Annotated in this window: 21 protein-coding genes; 1 reads left to right on the top strand and 20 read right to left on the bottom strand. The window is 37.1% G+C overall.

All coding sequences use genetic code 11. The features are described 5' to 3' along the window. Window positions 1–88: 88 nt before the first annotated feature. The 9 genes from panD to KD050_RS19490 form a co-directional block, all read right to left on the bottom strand. Window positions 89–472 carry an aspartate 1-decarboxylase gene (gene panD, locus KD050_RS19530; RefSeq protein WP_211893959.1) on the bottom strand — a complete coding sequence of 128 codons (384 nt, stop codon included), beginning with the start codon at window positions 470–472 and terminating at the stop codon, window positions 89–91. A gap of 259 nt (window positions 473–731) precedes the next feature. Further along, window positions 732–1,562, bottom strand: coding sequence for a pantoate--beta-alanine ligase (panC, locus tag KD050_RS19525; protein ID WP_211893958.1), 831 nt, complete (start codon window positions 1,560–1,562; stop codon window positions 732–734). Continuing rightward, complete coding sequence (panB, locus tag KD050_RS19520) at window positions 1,537–2,394, bottom strand: 3-methyl-2-oxobutanoate hydroxymethyltransferase (protein WP_211893957.1); 858 nt, start codon at window positions 2,392–2,394, stop codon at window positions 1,537–1,539. The genes panC and panB overlap by 26 nt, the downstream gene beginning before the upstream one ends. 221 nt (window positions 2,395–2,615) lie before the next feature. Continuing rightward, window positions 2,616–3,605, bottom strand: a complete 990-nt coding sequence (locus KD050_RS19515; RefSeq protein WP_211893956.1) for a biotin--[acetyl-CoA-carboxylase] ligase — start codon at window positions 3,603–3,605, stop codon at window positions 2,616–2,618. Continuing rightward, window positions 3,589–4,797 carry a CCA tRNA nucleotidyltransferase gene (locus KD050_RS19510; protein ID WP_211893955.1) on the bottom strand — a complete coding sequence of 403 codons (1,209 nt, stop codon included), beginning with the start codon at window positions 4,795–4,797 and terminating at the stop codon, window positions 3,589–3,591. The genes KD050_RS19515 and KD050_RS19510 overlap by 17 nt, the downstream gene beginning before the upstream one ends. After that, window positions 4,775–5,905, bottom strand: coding sequence for an N-acetyl-alpha-D-glucosaminyl L-malate synthase BshA (gene bshA / locus KD050_RS19505; protein WP_211893954.1), 1,131 nt, complete (start codon window positions 5,903–5,905; stop codon window positions 4,775–4,777). The genes KD050_RS19510 and bshA overlap by 23 nt, the downstream gene beginning before the upstream one ends. A 12-nt stretch (window positions 5,906–5,917) precedes the next feature. Continuing rightward, window positions 5,918–6,325, bottom strand: a complete 408-nt coding sequence (gene mgsA / locus KD050_RS19500) for a methylglyoxal synthase (protein ID WP_211893953.1) — start codon at window positions 6,323–6,325, stop codon at window positions 5,918–5,920. A gap of 10 nt (window positions 6,326–6,335) precedes the next feature. Then, window positions 6,336–7,112, bottom strand: a complete 777-nt coding sequence (gene dapB, locus KD050_RS19495) for a 4-hydroxy-tetrahydrodipicolinate reductase (protein WP_211893952.1) — start codon at window positions 7,110–7,112, stop codon at window positions 6,336–6,338. A 2-nt stretch (window positions 7,113–7,114) separates the two neighbouring features. Continuing rightward, entirely contained in the window at window positions 7,115–7,447 is a 333-nt protein-coding gene (locus KD050_RS19490) for a nucleotide pyrophosphohydrolase (RefSeq protein ID WP_211893951.1), read from the bottom strand. Between the two features lie 106 nt (window positions 7,448–7,553). On the opposite strand from KD050_RS19490, the gene KD050_RS19485 reads away from it, so the two are divergent. Then, window positions 7,554–8,423, top strand: a complete 870-nt coding sequence (locus KD050_RS19485) for a YitT family protein (protein WP_211893950.1) — start codon at window positions 7,554–7,556, stop codon at window positions 8,421–8,423. 305 nt (window positions 8,424–8,728) lie between these two features. Here KD050_RS19485 and KD050_RS19480 read toward each other — a convergent pair whose 3' ends face one another. From KD050_RS19480 to hisC, 11 genes are all read right to left on the bottom strand, one after another. After that, on the bottom strand, window positions 8,729–9,409 hold the full coding sequence (locus tag KD050_RS19480; RefSeq protein ID WP_211893949.1) for a zinc metallopeptidase: 681 nt from the start codon (window positions 9,407–9,409) through the stop codon (window positions 8,729–8,731). A 58-nt stretch (window positions 9,410–9,467) separates the two neighbouring features. After that, complete coding sequence (locus KD050_RS19475) at window positions 9,468–10,064, bottom strand: lipoprotein heptaprenylglyceryl N-acetyltransferase LhaT (RefSeq protein WP_211893948.1); 597 nt, start codon at window positions 10,062–10,064, stop codon at window positions 9,468–9,470. A gap of 350 nt (window positions 10,065–10,414) precedes the next feature. Next, window positions 10,415–11,194 (bottom strand): menaquinol-cytochrome c reductase cytochrome b/c subunit, encoded by a 780-nt coding sequence (locus KD050_RS19470; protein ID WP_211893947.1) that lies wholly within the window; start codon window positions 11,192–11,194, stop codon window positions 10,415–10,417. A gap of 41 nt (window positions 11,195–11,235) precedes the next feature. Further along, on the bottom strand, window positions 11,236–11,910 hold the full coding sequence (gene qcrB, locus KD050_RS19465; RefSeq protein WP_093060857.1) for a menaquinol-cytochrome c reductase cytochrome b subunit: 675 nt from the start codon (window positions 11,908–11,910) through the stop codon (window positions 11,236–11,238). A 20-nt stretch (window positions 11,911–11,930) separates the two neighbouring features. Beyond that, window positions 11,931–12,434: a QcrA and Rieske domain-containing protein gene (locus KD050_RS19460; RefSeq protein ID WP_090561754.1), complete on the bottom strand. Its 504-nt coding sequence runs from the start codon at window positions 12,432–12,434 to the stop codon at window positions 11,931–11,933. 157 nt (window positions 12,435–12,591) lie between these two features. Further along, window positions 12,592–13,038 (bottom strand): YpiF family protein, encoded by a 447-nt coding sequence (locus KD050_RS19455; RefSeq protein ID WP_211893946.1) that lies wholly within the window; start codon window positions 13,036–13,038, stop codon window positions 12,592–12,594. Window positions 13,039–13,050: 12 nt separating this feature from the next. Next, window positions 13,051–13,602, bottom strand: a complete 552-nt coding sequence (locus KD050_RS19450; RefSeq protein WP_211893945.1) for a ReoY family proteolytic degradation factor — start codon at window positions 13,600–13,602, stop codon at window positions 13,051–13,053. Window positions 13,603–13,622: 20 nt separating this feature from the next. Continuing rightward, window positions 13,623–14,867: a tetratricopeptide repeat protein gene (locus tag KD050_RS19445; protein WP_211893944.1), complete on the bottom strand. Its 1,245-nt coding sequence runs from the start codon at window positions 14,865–14,867 to the stop codon at window positions 13,623–13,625. 206 nt (window positions 14,868–15,073) lie between these two features. Next, window positions 15,074–16,363 (bottom strand): 3-phosphoshikimate 1-carboxyvinyltransferase, encoded by a 1,290-nt coding sequence (gene aroA / locus KD050_RS19440; protein WP_235754010.1) that lies wholly within the window; start codon window positions 16,361–16,363, stop codon window positions 15,074–15,076. Window positions 16,364–16,378: 15 nt separating this feature from the next. Further along, window positions 16,379–17,479: a prephenate dehydrogenase gene (locus tag KD050_RS19435; RefSeq protein WP_211893942.1), complete on the bottom strand. Its 1,101-nt coding sequence runs from the start codon at window positions 17,477–17,479 to the stop codon at window positions 16,379–16,381. After that, complete coding sequence (gene hisC / locus KD050_RS19430) at window positions 17,479–18,579, bottom strand: histidinol-phosphate transaminase (protein WP_211893941.1); 1,101 nt, start codon at window positions 18,577–18,579, stop codon at window positions 17,479–17,481. The genes KD050_RS19435 and hisC overlap by 1 nt, the downstream gene beginning before the upstream one ends. Between the last annotated feature and the right edge of the window lie 20 nt (window positions 18,580–18,599).

Here is an 18,599-nt window from a genome sequence, read left to right as displayed (position 1 = left end):
ATTTATATAAGAAACTCACAAATATATAAAAAGCCTACCCATAAAGACAGCTTTTGCTATCTTCAAAGGTAGGCGTATTTTTTCCCCGTTACATAACTGTAGCTTCGGGTTCGTAATGGATGATTTGATCGATTGAATTATCTTGGTTCATAATCGCAACTGTTGGTTTATGGGATTGTGCTTCTTCATTCATCACATAAGCATACGATAAAATGATTACTACATCTCCACGTTGGACTAAGCGTGCTGCTGCTCCATTTACACAAATCACTCCACTTCCACGTTCACCGGAGATTATATATGTTTCAAAGCGGGCACCGTTATTATTGTTAACGATATGCACTTTTTCGTTTGGTAGCATACCCACAGCATCTAATATATTTTGGTCGATTGTAATACTTCCTACATAATTTAAATCCGCTTCTGTCACTACTGCACGGTGAATTTTACCATTTAACATCATACGTAACATTTGTTACACATCCTTCTTCAAGTATAATCAAATTAATTTCAAAAAAACTGTTATTTAGTGAAGTCCCATCAATGTTGATTTCTGCTCCAGGCGGACGCTTTCCGCGGGCACAGCTTAAATCTCCTCGTCACTACGTTCCTGTGGGGAATTCAGCTCGCATTATTCCGGCTGGGGTCGCCGCCTTCCGCTCCAATCAACAAGACTGACTTTTTAAAAAAGAATAAATTTTATAGAAAAAGAAATTATAGATTTTATTCAATCAAGTTAAAATATTATCTATTAACCGAGCTTTCTCGAAAAATACTGCTGTCGCAAATAAGACTTCCTTTGTTTCACCAGTAACTGGCTTCAAATCTGGATAGGATAATGCCTCTAAATAATCAATTTTACCAGACGTATTACTTTCAATATGCTCTCTTCCTTTAGCAATTGCTGCTGTTAAATCATCTGTCGTTTCCCATGTTACTGTAGCTAACTGCAATGCTTGATACAAATGAACTGCCTCTCCACGCTCTGTTTCACTTAGAAATACATTTCGAGAGCTTTTAGCAAGTCCGTCTGGTTCCCTTACTGTCGGAACTCGAACTATTTGTACTGGGAAGTTATACGCATCAACAAATGTCTCAATAATCGCTAGTTGCTGTGCATCCTTTTGTCCAAAATACGCCTTAGTAGGTTGAATTAGATGAAACAATTTAGTAATTACCTTAAGCACTCCATCAAAATGGCCTGGTCTGCTTTCTCCACATAACTTTGTCGAAAGATCTCCTACAATTATATTGATATCACTTTCAAAAGGATACATTTCATTAGCACTAGGAATGAATAATACATCCACTCCTGCATCTGTCGCTAGTTGTGTATCTCTTTCAATATCTCTAGGGTATCTGTCTAAGTCTTCATTTGGACCAAATTGAGCAGGATTTACGAAAATACTTGCCACAACTATGTCATTATCTTTTCTCGCTTTGTTTAATAATGCCTGGTGTCCTTCGTGTAAATAACCCATAGTTGGGACAAAACCAATCGTTTTTGCATTATTTAACGCTATAATTTGCTTTAGCTCATTTATCGTTTGTATTGTTTGCATGATTGCCTCCATATAATGCGGAAAGTTGTTCTTCCTTCATCGTGAAAGAATGCTCTACAGTAGGGAAAGTTCCATTCTTCACTTCACCTACATATTGCTTGATTCCTTCTAAAATTGGTTCACCGACATTTGCAAATTCCTTCACAAATTTCGGAATATGATGTGTTCCGTATTTCACCATATCATGGAAAACTAACACTTGACCGTCAGCTTGTGCACCTGCTCCAATACCAATAGTTGGAATTGTAAGAGACTTAGAAATTGTTTCTGTCAGCTGGTGTGGAATACATTCTAAAACGACCGCACAAGCCCCAGCTTGCTCACATAATTTCGCATCCTCTATTAGCTTTTCTGCTGCTGCTGCAGTTTTACCCTGTACTTTATATCCACCCAGTACGCCTGCAGATTGAGGCAATAAACCAAGATGAGCGACAACAGGAATACCAGCAAACGTCAATTTTTCGATGACTGGCAGTACATCATCTGCGCCTTCTAGTTTCACTGCCTGTGCACCTGTTTGTTGCATTAGTTGGACGGCATTCGTAAGCGCTTGATCTAAGGAACCGTGAAACGTCCCAAAAGGCATATCTACCACAAGAAAAGTATTCTTGGCACCGCGTCTAACCGCTTTTCCATGATGGATCATATCATCCATCGTAACTAATACAGTAGAATCATAGCCAAGCACTACCATTCCTAGCGAATCTCCAACAAGTATCATATCCATCTCTGCTTCTTCCGCAAATTTTGCAGTTGGAAAATCATATGCTGTCATCATCGTAATTTTCTCATTGTTTTTTTTCATACTAATAAAGTTACTCGTCGTTTTCATACTATTATCCCTCCATTTGTTAGTGAAGAGAAAACCATATAAAAACCCTTCTATTCCAATTTGGACAGAAGGGCAGAAAATTTATGTTCATAGGTTTTCTCCGTCCCTGTCATGTAGATCAAGGCAGACTATTTAGTTAAACAAACTACTTCATATGGTGCAGTTCAAAAAGATACTGCCCAACACATACAGAATAACAAAAAAATTGAAATCCGTCCAAATTAATTTTTTCCTAATAAATGAATGTCTGCAGAATAGACACCACGAATTTCACCACTATCTAGTTTAAGTTCTAAAATACCATCATTCGTTATACCTAAAGCAACACCTTCAAGGGTTTCTCTCAACGTAGTTGCACGTATACGTTTACCAATCGTACAATTATGACTTTCCCAAAGAATTTTAATGGGTTGAAAGCCTTTTTCTACATACAAATCCCCATACTTTTCAAGATAGAAAAGTATTTTAGCTACTAATAATGAACGATCGACTTCTTCACCGTTTTCCATTTTCAATGATGTAGCAATCGTTTGAATGGATTCGTCAAATGCGCTCAGTTCTTGATTTACATTGACACCAATTCCTATAATAATTGAATGGACTATATCCATATCAGCCTGTAACTCGGTCAGAATACCCGTCACTTTTTTTCCGTTTATAAGAATATCATTAGGCCATTTAATCTCAGGAGTAAGATTTGTCACCTCTTGTATAGCTTGCGTAATAGCTACAGCAGAAACAAGTGTGAATTGAGCAGCATATTGCGGACTAATTGCTGGTCGAATAATGACACTCATCCATATACCTTTGTTTGCGGTAGAGTTCCAGCTTCGTTCTAGTCTTCCTCTTCCCGCAGTTTGTTCCTCTGAAATTATAACAGTTCCATGAGGGGCCCCAAGGCGTGCTTTATCAGCCGCAATAATTTGTGTGGATTCGCAAGTTGTATAATAATCCATATTTCTGCCTAATTGCTTCGTAATCAGATTAGGTATGATTTGCTCTGGAGTAACTAAATCAGGAATAGACTGTAACACATATCCTTTCTTTTTGATGGCTTCAATTACATAGCCATCCTCTTCGATACTTTTCAGATGCTTCCAGATCATCGTGCGCGAAATATGCAATTCATCTGCGAGCTTCTGACCAGAGACAGGTTCCCCTTTTGCATTTATCAGCTGAGATAGAATTTTTTCTTTAATGGAGATATTCATGAGAAAACCATTCCTTTATTTCTTGTCTGTCATTCTTTATTTGGCTATTTACTATCATGCCAGTTAATCTATCTAATGCTTCTTTTATCCATGGACCTCTTTTTTTGTTTGCCCATTGCATAATATCATTTCCATTGACAACAATCTCTTTTTTGGAGGCGATTGGAATAGTTCGCTTTCGTAGTAAAAATTCCTCAAGTGGATGAGTTATTTCATTAGAAAGAATGGATTTTCCATAATGGTAGGAAACCGTTAAAACTTCCTCATTAAAATGGAATAATTCATCGGTTGTCCAAGCACCTTTTACTAAACTCTGAACTGCTTGAAACACATTTTTCACATGTCTTTTTTCATCATTTGAGCATTTATAATAGCTTAATAGTTGATTAGTATTCTCTTTTGACTGCAGGAGAGCAAGGAATGCCCATCCATTTGCTTTAACATTAAAACTAGAGAAGTCTTCCCAACTTTCTAGAATCCTTACCCAGTCTCCAGGGAACATACTTGATAGACCACTATCTACAAAAAGTTGCATCCCTTTGAATGGAAAATCACTTAGCCATACTTTCTCTAGTTCAACTTTCACTCGTTCAATGGAAATATGCTTTATAAGTTCATGCAACGACTGAATTGCTTCAAAAGTATGTGACTCAAGGGAGAAATTTAACTGTGCAGAGAATCGAACCGCTCTTAACATTCGTAGGGCATCCTCTGAAAATCTTAACTGAGGATTTCCAACAGCTTGAATTATTCCATCCTCTATGGCTTGTCTTCCTCCAAAATAATCGACCAGTCCGTCTTCTTTTGTTAAAGCCATCGCATTTATAGTAAAGTCTCTTCTCTGCAGATCCTCTTTTAAAGTACGGACAAACATAACCCCATCTGGTCTTCGAAAGTCTGAGTATGTAGATTCTGACCGATACGTAGTTACTTCGATAGGCTCGTCTGATACAACTAATACAGTACCATGTTCAATACCAACATCAATCGTATGGGTAAATATTTTTTTGACTTCGTCTGGCGTTGCATTTGTGGTAATATCCACATCATTTACAGGAGCGTTACGTATAAAGTCTCGGACAGCCCCTCCCACTACAAATGCCTCAAAACCTGCTTGTTCCAGTTCATCAATTACTTTATACGCTGCTGGCCACCGATTTTTCATAACGCTATTTTTTCGCCACTCTTTCATACATCGCTTCATATTGCTCCACAATACTTTTTGAACTAAATCGATCCTGAATAATCGCAAGCGATCGATCTACTATTTGTTTATGTAAAGTCGGGTTTTGTAAAATTTTCACACCATATTCTGCTACCTTCTCACAATCCCCTAATTCAACGATATATCCATTTTCTCCATTTGTAATAACCTCAGGAATTCCACCAACATTCGTTCCAATACAAGGTACTCCACAGGCCATAGCTTCAAGTAGAACTAAACCAAATGACTCTTTTTCAGAAAGTAATAGCATAAGATCCGCAATTGCATATAGCTCTGATAGACTTTCCTGTTTTCCTAAAAACAACACATCATTTTCGATTGAGGTGCCTTTAATTGACTCCATAATTGGATGTTTTTCAGGACCATCCCCTACCAATAGCAGTTTAGTAGGAACGTGCTGGTGAATAAGTTTAAAGCTTTCCACTATATCAGGTACATGCTTCACTTTTCTAAAGTTAGAAACATGAATAACTACTTTTTCATGCGGTTTTATGCCTAATAATTCTTTTAGATTACCTGGATCTTTTTTAGTGTATTCTCGTTCATCAATAAAATTATATATCGTCTCAATATCTCTATTCGGTGCTATTAAGTCCATTGTTTCTAAGGCAAGGGAATTAGATACCGCAGTAACTACGTTCGATTTTTCTATTCCATATTTAATTGCACCTTTAAGTGATGAATCATAGCCTAATACTGTTATATCTGTTCCATGTAACGTTGTAACAATGCCTATATCTGAATTTGCCATATCTTTAGCCAGAATAGCACAAACTGCATGAGGAATAGCATAATGGACATGTAACACATCTAATTGCTGGTCTACAATCACTTCTGCCATTTTATTGGCTAGTGCAATGTCATATGGTGCATATTGAAAAACCGAGTAACTATTCACTTCTACTTGGTGAAATGTTATGGTTGGATATATTTTATTTAATCGGAAAGGGATTCCTGATGTGATGAAATGTATTTCATGCCCTTTTGCTGAAAGCATCTTTCCTAATTCTGTCGCTATTACCCCTGATCCACCAACTGTTGGATAGCAAGTAATACCTATTTTCAATTTACGCATTTAATCACTTCCTTAACGTGAACGTCTCTCTTCCAATAAACGCCAATCTAAAAAACCTTCTTCAATACCTTTTAGCAGAATTTCTGCTGTTCCCATATTAGTTGCAAGCGGAATCTGATATACATCACAAAGTCGAATGAGTGCAGTTACATCTGGCTCGTGAGGTTGAGCAGTAAGTGGATCTCGGAAAAATATGACCATATCCATTTCGTTATTTGCAATTGCTGATCCTATTTGTTGGTCACCACCTAGTGGTCCTGATTTATATCTAAATACATTTAAGCCAACTTCATCGATGATTCTAGTTCCGGTTGTTCCAGTAGCAAATAAGTCGTGCTCCTCTAATATTGCTTTGAAGGCAGTTACGAACTGTATTAAATCTTCTTTTTTCTGATCATGCGCTACTAATGCTATTCTCATTTTTTACCTCCTATAAAATAATATCTTCTAAACCATAAATCAGTACATTTCGTTTCATGACTTCCTCGATGGACAATACAATTCCAGACATAAAGGATGCTCGGTCAAACGAATCATGACGCAGTGTAAGCAATTGTCCTTCTCCTCCAAGCAGTACCTGTTGATGTGCAACTAAACCAGGTAAACGGACACTATGTATATGCATCCCATCCATATTTGCTCCTCTTGCCCCTTGAATAGTCTCCTCCTCCATAGGATTACCTTGTTCCATCGACGTACGTGTTTGCTGAATCATTTGAGCTGTCTTAATAGCTGTTCCTGATGGTGCATCTACCTTTTGATCGTGATGCATCTCGATAATCTCTACATTTGGTAAATATTTTGCTGCTGTTTGTGCAAACTTCATCATAAGAACTGCACCAATAGAAAAATTAGGAGCTATTATACATCCTACCTGTCTATCTTCTACTTTGTTCCGTAATGTATCTAATTGTAAATCAGTAAAGCCTGTTGTACCAATAACTGGTCTTACACCATACTCAAGAGCAGTCATCGCATGTTCAAAAACTGCTGAAGGTACCGTCAAATCAACTAGTACATCAGGTTCTGTTTGTTCAATTAATAAATTTAATGAAGTGAAGATGGGAATGTTATCCCCAAGGCACTCCATATCTTTCTTAGAATCCAAAACCGCTACTAACAAAAAATCCTTATTTTTAAGTACTGTTGCTACAGCTTCTTTACCCATTTTACCTCTTGGGCCTGCTACTGCTACTTTAATAACCATTATTAGTCCTCCTTGACCGTCCATCTATCTTTGTCTCTTGTATTATATTTGTTTAAAACTTGCTCTAGTGACTGCTGCAGATCTATCCCTTCCGCGTTTGCCAGACACAATAGTACAAAAAAGAAATCTCCCATTTCATCGGCTATCTCTTTTTCTACTTCTGTATCTTTTTTCTTCTTTGTACCATACTTATGTTGAATCTCTCTAGAAAGCTCTCCCAATTCTTCTGTGAGTCTTGCTAATAGCTCCAGAGGTGGAAAATAACCTTCTCTATATTGATTTATGTATGTATCTACTTTTTGTTGTAGTTCAAATAAACTTTTTTTCTCTGTCATAATATTATCTCTCCTTTTATATCGTAATAAATTTATCCACTAGTTGTCAAAAACATCAAAATAATCGATAATAACTTAAGTATGAACTAATAAGCGAGGTGGAACAATGGGACTTGGACTTAAATTTAAAAATATTATGATGATTATTTTTGGAGCAGCCATTTATAGTTTTGGCTTTGTTCATTTTAATATGCAAAATGAGCTTGGAGAAGGTGGATTTTCTGGTATTACCCTCGTTTTATATTTTGCATTCAACTGGGATGTAGCCTTGATGAACCTTTTATTAAATATACCTATGTTCATTATAGGGTGGAAGCTGCTCGGTAGGAAAATGTTTGCCTATACATTAATCGGTACCATTTCAGTATCCGTATTTTTAAAAGTATTTGATATTTATGAATTTCAACTAGGTTTAGAGGATGATCTTTTTCTAGTTTCGCTATTTGCAGGGGTTTTCGTAGGTTTAGGTTTAGGAATTATTTTCAAATATGGAGGTACAACCGGAGGGGTTGACATTATTGCCCGTCTTGTATTTAAATACAAGGGTTGGAGCATGGGTAAAACTATGTTTATCTTCGATGCATTTGTAATTTTATTATCATGGGCAACTTTCTTAAATGAGCGTTCTATGATGTATACTCTAGTAGCGGTATATGTTGGAGCAAGGGTCATCGATTTTGTACAAGAAGGTGCTTATTCTGCTAGAGGTGCATTTATCATATCCGACAAGCAAAGTGAAATTGCAGATCTAATTACAGATAAATTATCTCGTGGAGTCACAATTTTTAACGGCCGTGGTCATTTCACAAAAAATGATAGAGATGTTCTTTATTGTGTAGTTGCTAAAAACCAAATTACATCGTTAAAAAATGTTATAACTTCTATCGATCCGCACGCTTTTGTTTCAATAACCGAAGTTCACGATGTGATGGGTGAAGGCTTTACACTAGATGATGAGAAAAAACCGATTGAATAGCTTGCATAGATGCAATTAAATATGGATTGTTCAAGTTATTTACTTGGGCGATCCTTTTTATATTGTTATTTATATAAACGACATATATTATCGAGAAATTTAGCCTTCTTCCTTTGTAAGCTCTCTGTGAAGTCTAGACTTTTTCGCTGTTCCCGATGAAGTCGCTGTGTTTCATTGCGATCAAGAAAAATTCCTTCAACATATACCATATTGTTGGGATAACTAAACAATCCTATTCAGAAAACAGTCAATAAAAAATGAAGAGCTATGACTATTGTCATCACCCTTCATCCTTTGAACTTTTCTTAATCGTTCCGAGTCATTCCAGTATAGACTAACACTAAGCGTAATAACTCTAAAACAGCTACTGCTGCAGCGGCAACATAGGTTAATGCGGCTGCACTTAACACTTTTTTCGCATGAGGTTCTTCTTCATTGCGAATAATACCGTGAGACACCATTTGGTCCATCGCTCGACTAGAAGCGTTAAATTCCACAGGTAGCGTAACGATTTGGAATACAACTCCAGCAGCTAACAGCACAATCCCTATTAAGAGTAAATTAGAGAAGCTAGCAAGCATTCCTATCATGATGAATATCCATGAAGCATTAGAAGAAATATTAGCAACTGGAACTAGTTTGTGACGTAAACTTAAAAACGAATATGATTCTTTGTGTTGAATAGCATGACCAACCTCATGTGCTGCAATCGCAGATCCTGCAACAGAAGCTTCATGAAAATTGTGAGAGGACAATGCCACTATTTTTGTCATTGGATTGTAGTGATCACTTAAAAACCCTCTGCTCTCAACAACTTGAACATCCGATAAACCATTTGCATCTAATATTGTTCTTGCGACTTGAGCACCTGTCATTCCAGAAGTAGAACGAACTTTTGAATACTTTTTATATGTTCTTTTAACTTTCATTTGTGCATACAAAGGCAATAAAAGAATTATCGCAAAGTACACGAGATAAGAAACCAAGTTTCTTTTCCCCCTCTCTATTCTATACTACTTATTTTAATAGGAATAATATAGACATTCAACTAATAAGCTTTGACCTTTTTTGATAAATGAGCACAGCTAAGAAAATACAAGCAATGGATAGCCAAAATGTAAAATAACCGATCTGATCGGCATATTTGTACAAACTTCTATATGTTGGCATTTGATCAAACACATAATCTATCACATCATTATGTAATGTCCAAACAGCAGCTATAAAAATATGTATCCATGTAAAGCGATAATAAGGAATGTATAATATAGCTTGGATCGCCATTGCAAAATGCGATGCTACAAGCATCCACCCCATCCAACCGAGATAATCATTTTCCACGTATGTCCAAACATTCATCACTACTGCCCATAATCCATATTTCACAAGCGTGATTAATGCTAGAGCTTCGATTAGCTTCCAATTTTTCTTTAACAGCCATGCAAATAAAGCAATTGTGAAAAACAAACTTGCTGTAGGACTGTCAGGTACGAATAGGAGAAACTTTGACTCTGTTTGGGATAACTGCCCTTTATACCAATAGTAACCATAGATGGTACCAACTAGGTTCACTAAGAATAACAGCCACATAAATGTTTTATTAAAGAGAACCATTTTTATATACAGTAGCAATTCTTTCATTTATTTGGACTCCTTTTTAATTTATGAAAAACCATGCAAGAAAAATGCACAGTCCTTTTAGTTCAAAACCTGTTTTTAGCGTTTTCAGTAGGCTTGGGAAAGTTTGATGCAATCTCGGATGATTCTCTTCTTCTTTACCGGGGAGACACTTACTATTTCTTTAAAATACCACTAGAATCAAAATCAACCATCACAAAAGATGCCGATGGTTCATTGCCCACTCCTCGGAACGTGCCCTCTTTCTATGCAATCAGCCAGTATTATTCATTTTCAAAAATCCATGAACCCACTTTTCTTATACTTCGAAAAAAAAAGAGAGCCAGTTTCCTGACTCTCTTCACTTGGTAATATTATTCTGCTGGTTGAAGTGTTGTGATAAACTCAGCGAGTTTTTGTAACTCTTCTTCAGTACCTGTGTAAGTTCCACCTGGCATACCGCCTCTACCATCATGAGCGATTTCAACGATTTCCTCAGCAGTCATGTCTAAGCCTACTAATGGTAGACCTACACCACCCTCGAAGGAGTTACCGTGACAATTAATACATGATGAAGCTTGGTAAAGCTGATAGCCTTCTGAAGTTTCATCAAATTCAACTGAAACTTCTTCTTTAATCTCACCATAAGCTTTTGCAGCTTCCCAGTCATGGTTTACAACAGATTCCCAAGTTAAGAAAATAATTGAAGCAAGAGCAAGAAGCATGAATCCTGTCGGTAATGGACGTTTCCATGGACTTCTTTCTTTACTTGTATCTAAAAACGGTACTAATAATAGCGCTCCGAAAGCCAATCCTGGCATAACAATTGCTCCAATAACATTGTATGGTCCTGAAGCAAATTCATATTTTAATAATTGGTATAAAAACAAGAAATACCAGTCTGGTACTGGAATATAACCTGTGTCAGCTGGATCAGCTGGGCGTTCAAGTGGCGATGGATGTGCAACAGTTAATACTAAATAACCAACTAAGAAAACCGCACCGACTAACCATTCTTTTAGTAAAAAGTCAGGCCAGAAAGCTTCTGTTTTGCCTGGATACTCAGAATAGTCCTTTGGAGTGTTTTTCTTACGGTTAGAAAGATCTGGCACACGTGAGTCTCCAACGAATTTCATGCCTTTTCCGCGATGCATAGTGTCCCCTCCTTATAACAATAATCTGTTCCCTTTACCCATTAAAGTGGTCCAGAAATACCTTGACGACGAATCATGATAAAGTGAGCTGCAAGTAATCCAAATAAAGCAGCTGGCAAGAAGAACACATGAATCGCAAAGAATCTTGTTAATGTTTGTGCACCGATGATAGTTTCATCACCAGCTAAAAGTGTTTTAATCATTCCACCTATAAATGGAACTGATGCTGCAATTTCAATACCTACTTTTGTTGCGAACAATGCTTTCATGTCCCAAGGAAGTAGGTAACCTGTAAATCCTAAACCTAACATAACAGCGAAGATTAATACTCCGACCATCCAGTTTAGTTCACGAGGTTTTTTATAAGAACCAGTAAAGAATACACGTAATGTATGTAAGAACATCATAACAATTACAAGCGATGCTCCCCAGTGATGCATCCCACGCACGATTTCACCGAATGCTACTTCATTTTGAAGATAGTATACAGATTCCCATGCATTTTCAATATCAGGTACATAATACATAGTTAAGAACATACCTGAAAGTATTTGAATTACTGTGATGAAGAACGTTAATCCTCCGAAACAGTATACAAATGCTGAGAAATGATGTGCAGGGTTTACGTGTTCTGGTACTTCATGGTCTGCAATATCACGCCATATAGGAGTAATATCTAGACGTTCATCCACCCAATCATAGATTTTATTAAGCACTGATGTCGTACCCCCTTACTTTAAACTAATGTGTTAGGAATAGCTTTCCCAATTTCTAAGAACCCGTCATTTTCACGAACTTCATATTGATCCAACGGACCTAGAGGTGGTGTTTTTGGAACATTTTTACCGTTTTTCTCGTAACGACCCGCGTGACATGGACAGAAGAATTGATTTTTGTGAGCTGGGTCAGCTTCCCAGTTTACTGTACAACCTAGATGCTTACATACTGGAGAAAGTGCGATAATTTCATCGCCTTCTTTGTATACCCAAGCAGCATTGGTAATATCAGACTTGTACCATGCGTCCACTTGTTCAAAAGTGAAGTCAACACGTTCTGGAACTTCCGTTATATCGGCAATTTTCTTCTCCGTTAATACGAAATCTCCGCCTTCTTTTTTCTGCAATACAGGATCAACTGCAAATCGTACCATTGGCATTAGCATTCCAGCTGCCATAAATCCGCCAACACCAGTTAAGGTGTAACTTAAAAATTGACGTCTTGATACTTTATTGTTACTCATCCTTTTCCCCCCTCTTACTTAAAGGTCAGTCCAATGGACATACTTGCTTGAATAATAATACTAGGACATATACATGATATATCAATAAAAAAGGAAGGTCAATATTCGATTTCCTCGAATCATGAACTTTATAGACAAATCATGAAGCAAATTGTCACTAATTCGCCCATTTTTTCGCAAAAATCGGAATAAGTTGTCGTAATTGATCTTCTAGTACTGAGTTTCTCATTTTTTGGTCCATGGAATCCAGTGGAACAGACGGAATCCAAATAATATTTTGTTCTTCTCCCATTGTACTCCACTCTCTATCAGAAGTAACGTAAAAGATGTGTTTGAAAGAGGCTTTGTTTAGCTCTTCTTGCCACGATTCAAATACCGACTGCTTGTCCTGACTTCTTGTATAGGAGAAGGAAGGAAATAAAACAATCCTTCCTTTGAATTGATTTTCAATTACGTTTGCTAATGACAACGTGAAGTCAGCTGCAGATGCAGCAAATTGGAATCCTTCATCAGAACCATCAATCTGTATAAGTGGGATTACTGCTGTGTCTATAAATTCTTTTTGTGCTTGAAATACTTTACTATCTTTTCCGTTCCAATGCATTTGTAACCTCTCCTAAACCTCTTTATGTTGTATTTGCTTCCATAACGAAGAAAGTTCCATAAACTTTTCTTTGTTATTTTCATCAATTGCTTGATCAATCTGCTTTTTTAGTTGTTCCACTTGAAATGAATACAAGCTTTCACTAACTATATCCTCTGCTATCAATTTATCCTTTTCACTAATCTGCAAATATTTTGGCATATATGGATTCTCTTCTAAAACTGCCAAATATTCTGGACTAGGTGGCATCATTTGAAAGTTCAATTGGATATACATATCCTCTTCTGGGTGTAATCGCAAATCATGGAAGGACTTTTCAGCATCAGCAGTCATAATACTTCCCTTGTAAAAGCGAAACGGGATACCTGAAGACGTCGTAACCGACATGATCATCGCTCGAGGACAATAATGCGCCTCCTCCACAAAGTGTACGTTATTTAACAATGTTTCATGGCTTATCAAGTAATTCAAGATCCACACGCACTCTCTTCTTTTCATCTGATACTTTTTTAAAAACCACCGAACAAATTCTTTTTTCTCACCAACTGAAACAGAAGCAGTCACGTAACCTCTCCTTCCCTTATTTATTCAAACATTTCAAACCATTCACTATTTTCCGGTTGAAGTTTTTGCAAAATCAGCACAATCTCTTTTGCCTCTGTCCTTTTTCCTTCCTCTAAAAGGAAATAAACATATCTCTCTAAAAAAGGAACATCCTCTTTATGTTCAGTATATGCAAGCTGATAAAATTCGTATGCTTTTTCATATGATTCTAATCTTTCATAAGCAGCTGCTAAAAACGGGAACATTGCAGACCATTCAAACTGCTCTTTCTTCAACGTTTCATAGAGTTCTACTAACTCCTCATCCTTCTCTTCTGTTGAAAATAAGGAAGATAAAATGTAAATAGCATCCATATATTCTGGGTCAAGAGCAATTGCTTCTCTTAAAAAAGTTTCTGCTTCTTTCACTTTACCCAATTTCAAGGAAATTTTACCTGCAAATAAATAATATTCTTTTTCATATTCATCACGAGTAATTCCATCTGTAATTGCTTTTAAAGCATCCTCATTTTTCTCTAAGCTAGCATATGTCTCAGCAAGTAGCATATAGCCAGAGAAGTAGTCGGGATCAATTTGAAGTAGATCCTCTAACTGTTTTGCAGCAGTTTCAAAATGTTGTACTTGGAACGACGCATAAGCTGCATGAAATAGTATGTCTGGTGCAACTTCTTTTTTCAGTGCTTCTGTATAGTATGGAATTGCCTCTTCATAAGCTGCTCCAGCACTATAGATTTCTGCTAATTTAAGCGATAAATCTACTGCTTGTATTAACTCCTGAGAGGGAAGTAAATCCTCCATTACACGTGCTGCTTCTAAGTATCTGCCGGTTTCAAACAATAATTCTCCTTTAGCATACATAAGCAATGGTTCTTTTGGTAATAACGTGATGGCTTCATTTATTTTTTGTTCCGCAACCTCATATAACCCAATCATTTGATAATAGTCAGCTAAAGTGAGAAGTGCTTGCGGATAAGCGTCGCTAGTTTTTTCAATAGTCGTAAGCATTTCGAGAGCTTCATCTTCCTTATCCATTTCCAGATAAAGCTGTGCTTGATCAATCTTCAACTGATTTTCCTCCGGAAATAAAAAATGAAGATGTTCTAAGACTGTAATAGCTTCCTGTAAAAAACCAAATTGTGTAAGCAAATCTGCAAGCTGGTATTGCTCATCTGGATCGCCATTCAATAAAAAATTATCGATCATTGTTCCGAGTTTCTCTATGTTTCCTTCTTCCATCGCCTGGACAAAGGGTGTCAAGTTATCCATGTTATCACCATTCTTTCATTATACCTTTATCCTACAAGAACATTTGTTTTTGAACAAGAAAAAAACCCTCTTTTAAAAAGAGGGCAATTATTTTTTCACACATCACCGGTAGTAAAGCACCCGATATACTTGATCAAAGTTCAAAGCCTATGAGGGTGTTCAACTAACAATCAATAAGGAATGGAGCTTTCTCACTAATCGAATTTTTATTTTATCACGCTCGAAATATCTTCAAAAAATGTCGGATAAGAAACAGCGATACAACCAGCATTGTCAATTGTGACAGGTTTTGTTGTTATGAGAGAAGCCACTGCAGCCATCATACCAATACGGTGATCTCCGTATGTGAATAGATCTCCACCATGAAGTGTCGTCGGCCCTTCGATTATCATACCATCATCAGTGGCGGTAATATCTGCTCCCAGCTTCTTTAATTCATTTACTACAGCATCAATTCGGTTCGTTTCTTTTACTTTTAGCTCTTCTGCATTTTTAATAACAGTTTTCCCATTAGCTTGTGTAGCTAGTAACGCAATAATAGGTATTTCATCAATAAGTCGAGGGATCAGTTCTCCTCCGATTTCCGTGCCAACTAAAGCAGAGGATTCGATTTCAATAGTTCCCATTTCTTCATGACTACTGTTCGAAGAGTCATTAACTGTATAAGAAGCACCCATTGCTTGCAGAACGTCCATAATACCTGTTCTTGTTGGATTTAAACCCACATTTGTTAAGGTTAGCTTGCTATTAGGAACAATCGCTCCAGCAGCTAAAAAGAATGCTGCAGATGAAATATCACCCGGTACGACCACATGGGTTCCAGTTAGTTTTTGTCCACCTTGTAAGCGTATTGTTTTATCATCTACGGCAATGGTTGCGCCGAAGTGTTTTAACATTTTCTCTGTGTGATCTCTAGAGGTTTCCAATTCTTCAACTATGGTTTCTCCATCCGCATTTAAAGCTGCCAGTAATATGGCAGACTTCACCTGTGCACTTGCTACAGGCATCGTATAGCGAATAGCTTGTAATTTAGTTCCTTCTACTCCAATAGGAGTAAACTGGCCGTTTTCTCTCCCAATCAGCTTAGCACCCATTTGTTTTAACGGATCTGTAACACGCCTCATAGGACGTTTTTGGATAGATTCGTCACCTATTAAAACCGATGAAACTGATGATCCTGCTAAAATTCCGAGCATTAAACGAGTAGTTGTCCCCGAATTCCCCGTATATAGTATTTCATCAGGTTCTTTCCAATTCATGATTCCCTTGCTGTTGACCTTTACTTTGTCGCCTTCTATGGATATTTCTACACCAAGCTTTTGAAAGCAATCAATCGTACTTAAACAATCATCACTCTGTAAAAAACCTTCGACCGTTGTAGTCCCTTCTGCTATAGCACCGAACATAATAGAACGATGCGAGACAGATTTATCTCCAGGTATACGAATGGTACCCTTTAACGAAGGTTGTGCATAATCTAATATCTTACTTGTTATCAAGGTCATCCCTCCTCAAGAAATATACGTTTCAAATGTTGTATTATTAGCAATACAGTCTACCGCTTTAGCACGGTCATCTGTCGATTGAAAACTGATGACTAGAATTCCGAATACATCTTCACGAGTTTCTACGATTCGTAAGTTGGTAATGCTAATATTGTCTTTTGCCAAATACCTTGTAATCTCAGAAATAACACCAGGATAATCAGGTACATCCACATACAGGTCAAATACGCTAAACATTGCACCCTGTGTATTTATAGGAAGATCGTCTCGTATTCTTTTAGCAGTAGTAAAATAAGCTTCTATATCACTAGAATCAGCAAATGAAAGTAAGTCTTGCAATTTTATCATTTCATTCGTCCATGCCTGCAATTGAGTAGTTAGTTCCTTACGATTTTGAAGCGTTATATCTCTCCAAACAATTGGGTTGGCGGAAGCAATTCTTGTTAGATCACGAAATCCACCGGCTGCAAGCTGTTTCGTAAAAGGATATTGTTCGTTTTCAAAAGATAATTGATGCACAAGCGAAGCTGCGACTAAATGGGGGAAATGACTAACTACAGCGGTCATATGATCATGTTCCTCTGCTCCGACTTGTACTAACTTCGCTTTAGTTACCTGCAATAAATCTATCAGAACTTGAATACGTTCATGGGATTCATCTTCAAAAGGGGTGAGTAAATAATAGGCATTTTCAAACAGGATTGGTCTAGCTGCCTCCACACCACTTTTGTGGGAGCCTGCCATAGGGTGACCACCTATAAACGTTATGCCCCTTTCTCTTAATGAAATGGCAGTTTTCATAATTTCTTTTTTCGTACTTCCTGTATCCGTTACAATTACTTCGTTCTTTAGCTGCCATTTCGGTAATTCATTCATTAAGCGGATTGTTTCACTTACTGGAGTTGCAAAAACAATTACGTCTGCAAACTCAGTTCCATCTTCGATATTCGTAGCCATCTCATCAATGACGCTAATTCGTTTCGCTGTTCGTAGCGTATGACCATTTGCATCATATCCAATTATTCTCACATCTTTATTGCGTTTTAAACCAAGCGCTAAGGAGCCACCTATTAGTCCGAGACCTATTATGAAAACTGTTTGCTGCATTATAAGACGCCTTCCTCTTTTAGAACCTCATCTAGCTTTTCCAATAACTCGCTATTTTGCTGTTGTGTTCCAATTGTTATGCGTAGGTATCCCGGTTTTCCTAATGCATTCCCACTTCGAACGATAAATCCACGTTTCATCAAACCTTGGAATACTAAATCACTATCAGCCTTCACTTCCATTAAGATGAAATTAGTTTGCGAGGGGAAATAATCTAGATTTCTTTCTTGGCAATATGCCACGAATTGAGCTTTCCCCGCGTTATTTTTCTCTTTACATTGTTCTATAAATTCTTGATCTTCTAATCCTAGAAGCGCTACCTGCTGACTTATAACAGTATTATTAAATGGCTCGCGCGTAGGCTCCAGTTGAGCTATTACTGCTTCTGACCCGATTGCATATCCAACACGGAAGCTTGCAAGTCCATATGCTTTAGAGAAAGTACGCATTATTAATACATTAGGATGGTTCTCTAATAATCCAAGAGAATCTTTGTAGTTTTTGTCTGATATGTATTCTGTGTATGCTTCATCTAATACGATTAAAACATCCTCCGGCACTTTTTCGATAAAATCTTTCAATTTATCACTAGGTGTTAGTGTCCCTGTTGGATTGTTTGGATTACATACCCAAATGATCGCTGTGTTTTCATCAATCGCTGCTAGCATATTGTTTAAATCATGCTCTCCGTTTTTGGTAAGAGCGATTTCACGTACTTCTGCTCCTTCAACAATCGCATTATGCTTATATTGACCAAATGTTAAATCTGCCATAATAGTATTCAAACCCGGTCGTAAAATAGCTCTTGATACAATTAGGATATTCTCGTCAGATCCATTACCAAATAATAATTGTTTTTCAGAGATGTTTAAATGATTCGCTACAGCTGTTCTTAAATTTGACGCATAACCATCAGGATAGATAGCAAAATCTAGATTCGCATTTGAGAAATATTCTTTTACTTTTGGTGACGCACCATATGGATTTTCATTGGATGCAAGTTTTGTCACTTTTTCTAAGTTAAACATTTTCTTCACTTCATCGGAAGTTTTACCAGGTTGATATGCATTTAACCCATTGATCTGTTTTTTGAATTTCATTTTAACCCCTCAATTCTACA

It is taken from the genome of Psychrobacillus sp. INOP01, from assembly GCF_018140925.1.
GTDB lineage: Bacteria > Bacillota > Bacilli > Bacillales_A > Planococcaceae > Psychrobacillus.
The sequence above is the reverse complement of the archived record's forward strand: the minus strand, read 5'-3'. Positions and strand labels throughout refer to the sequence as shown.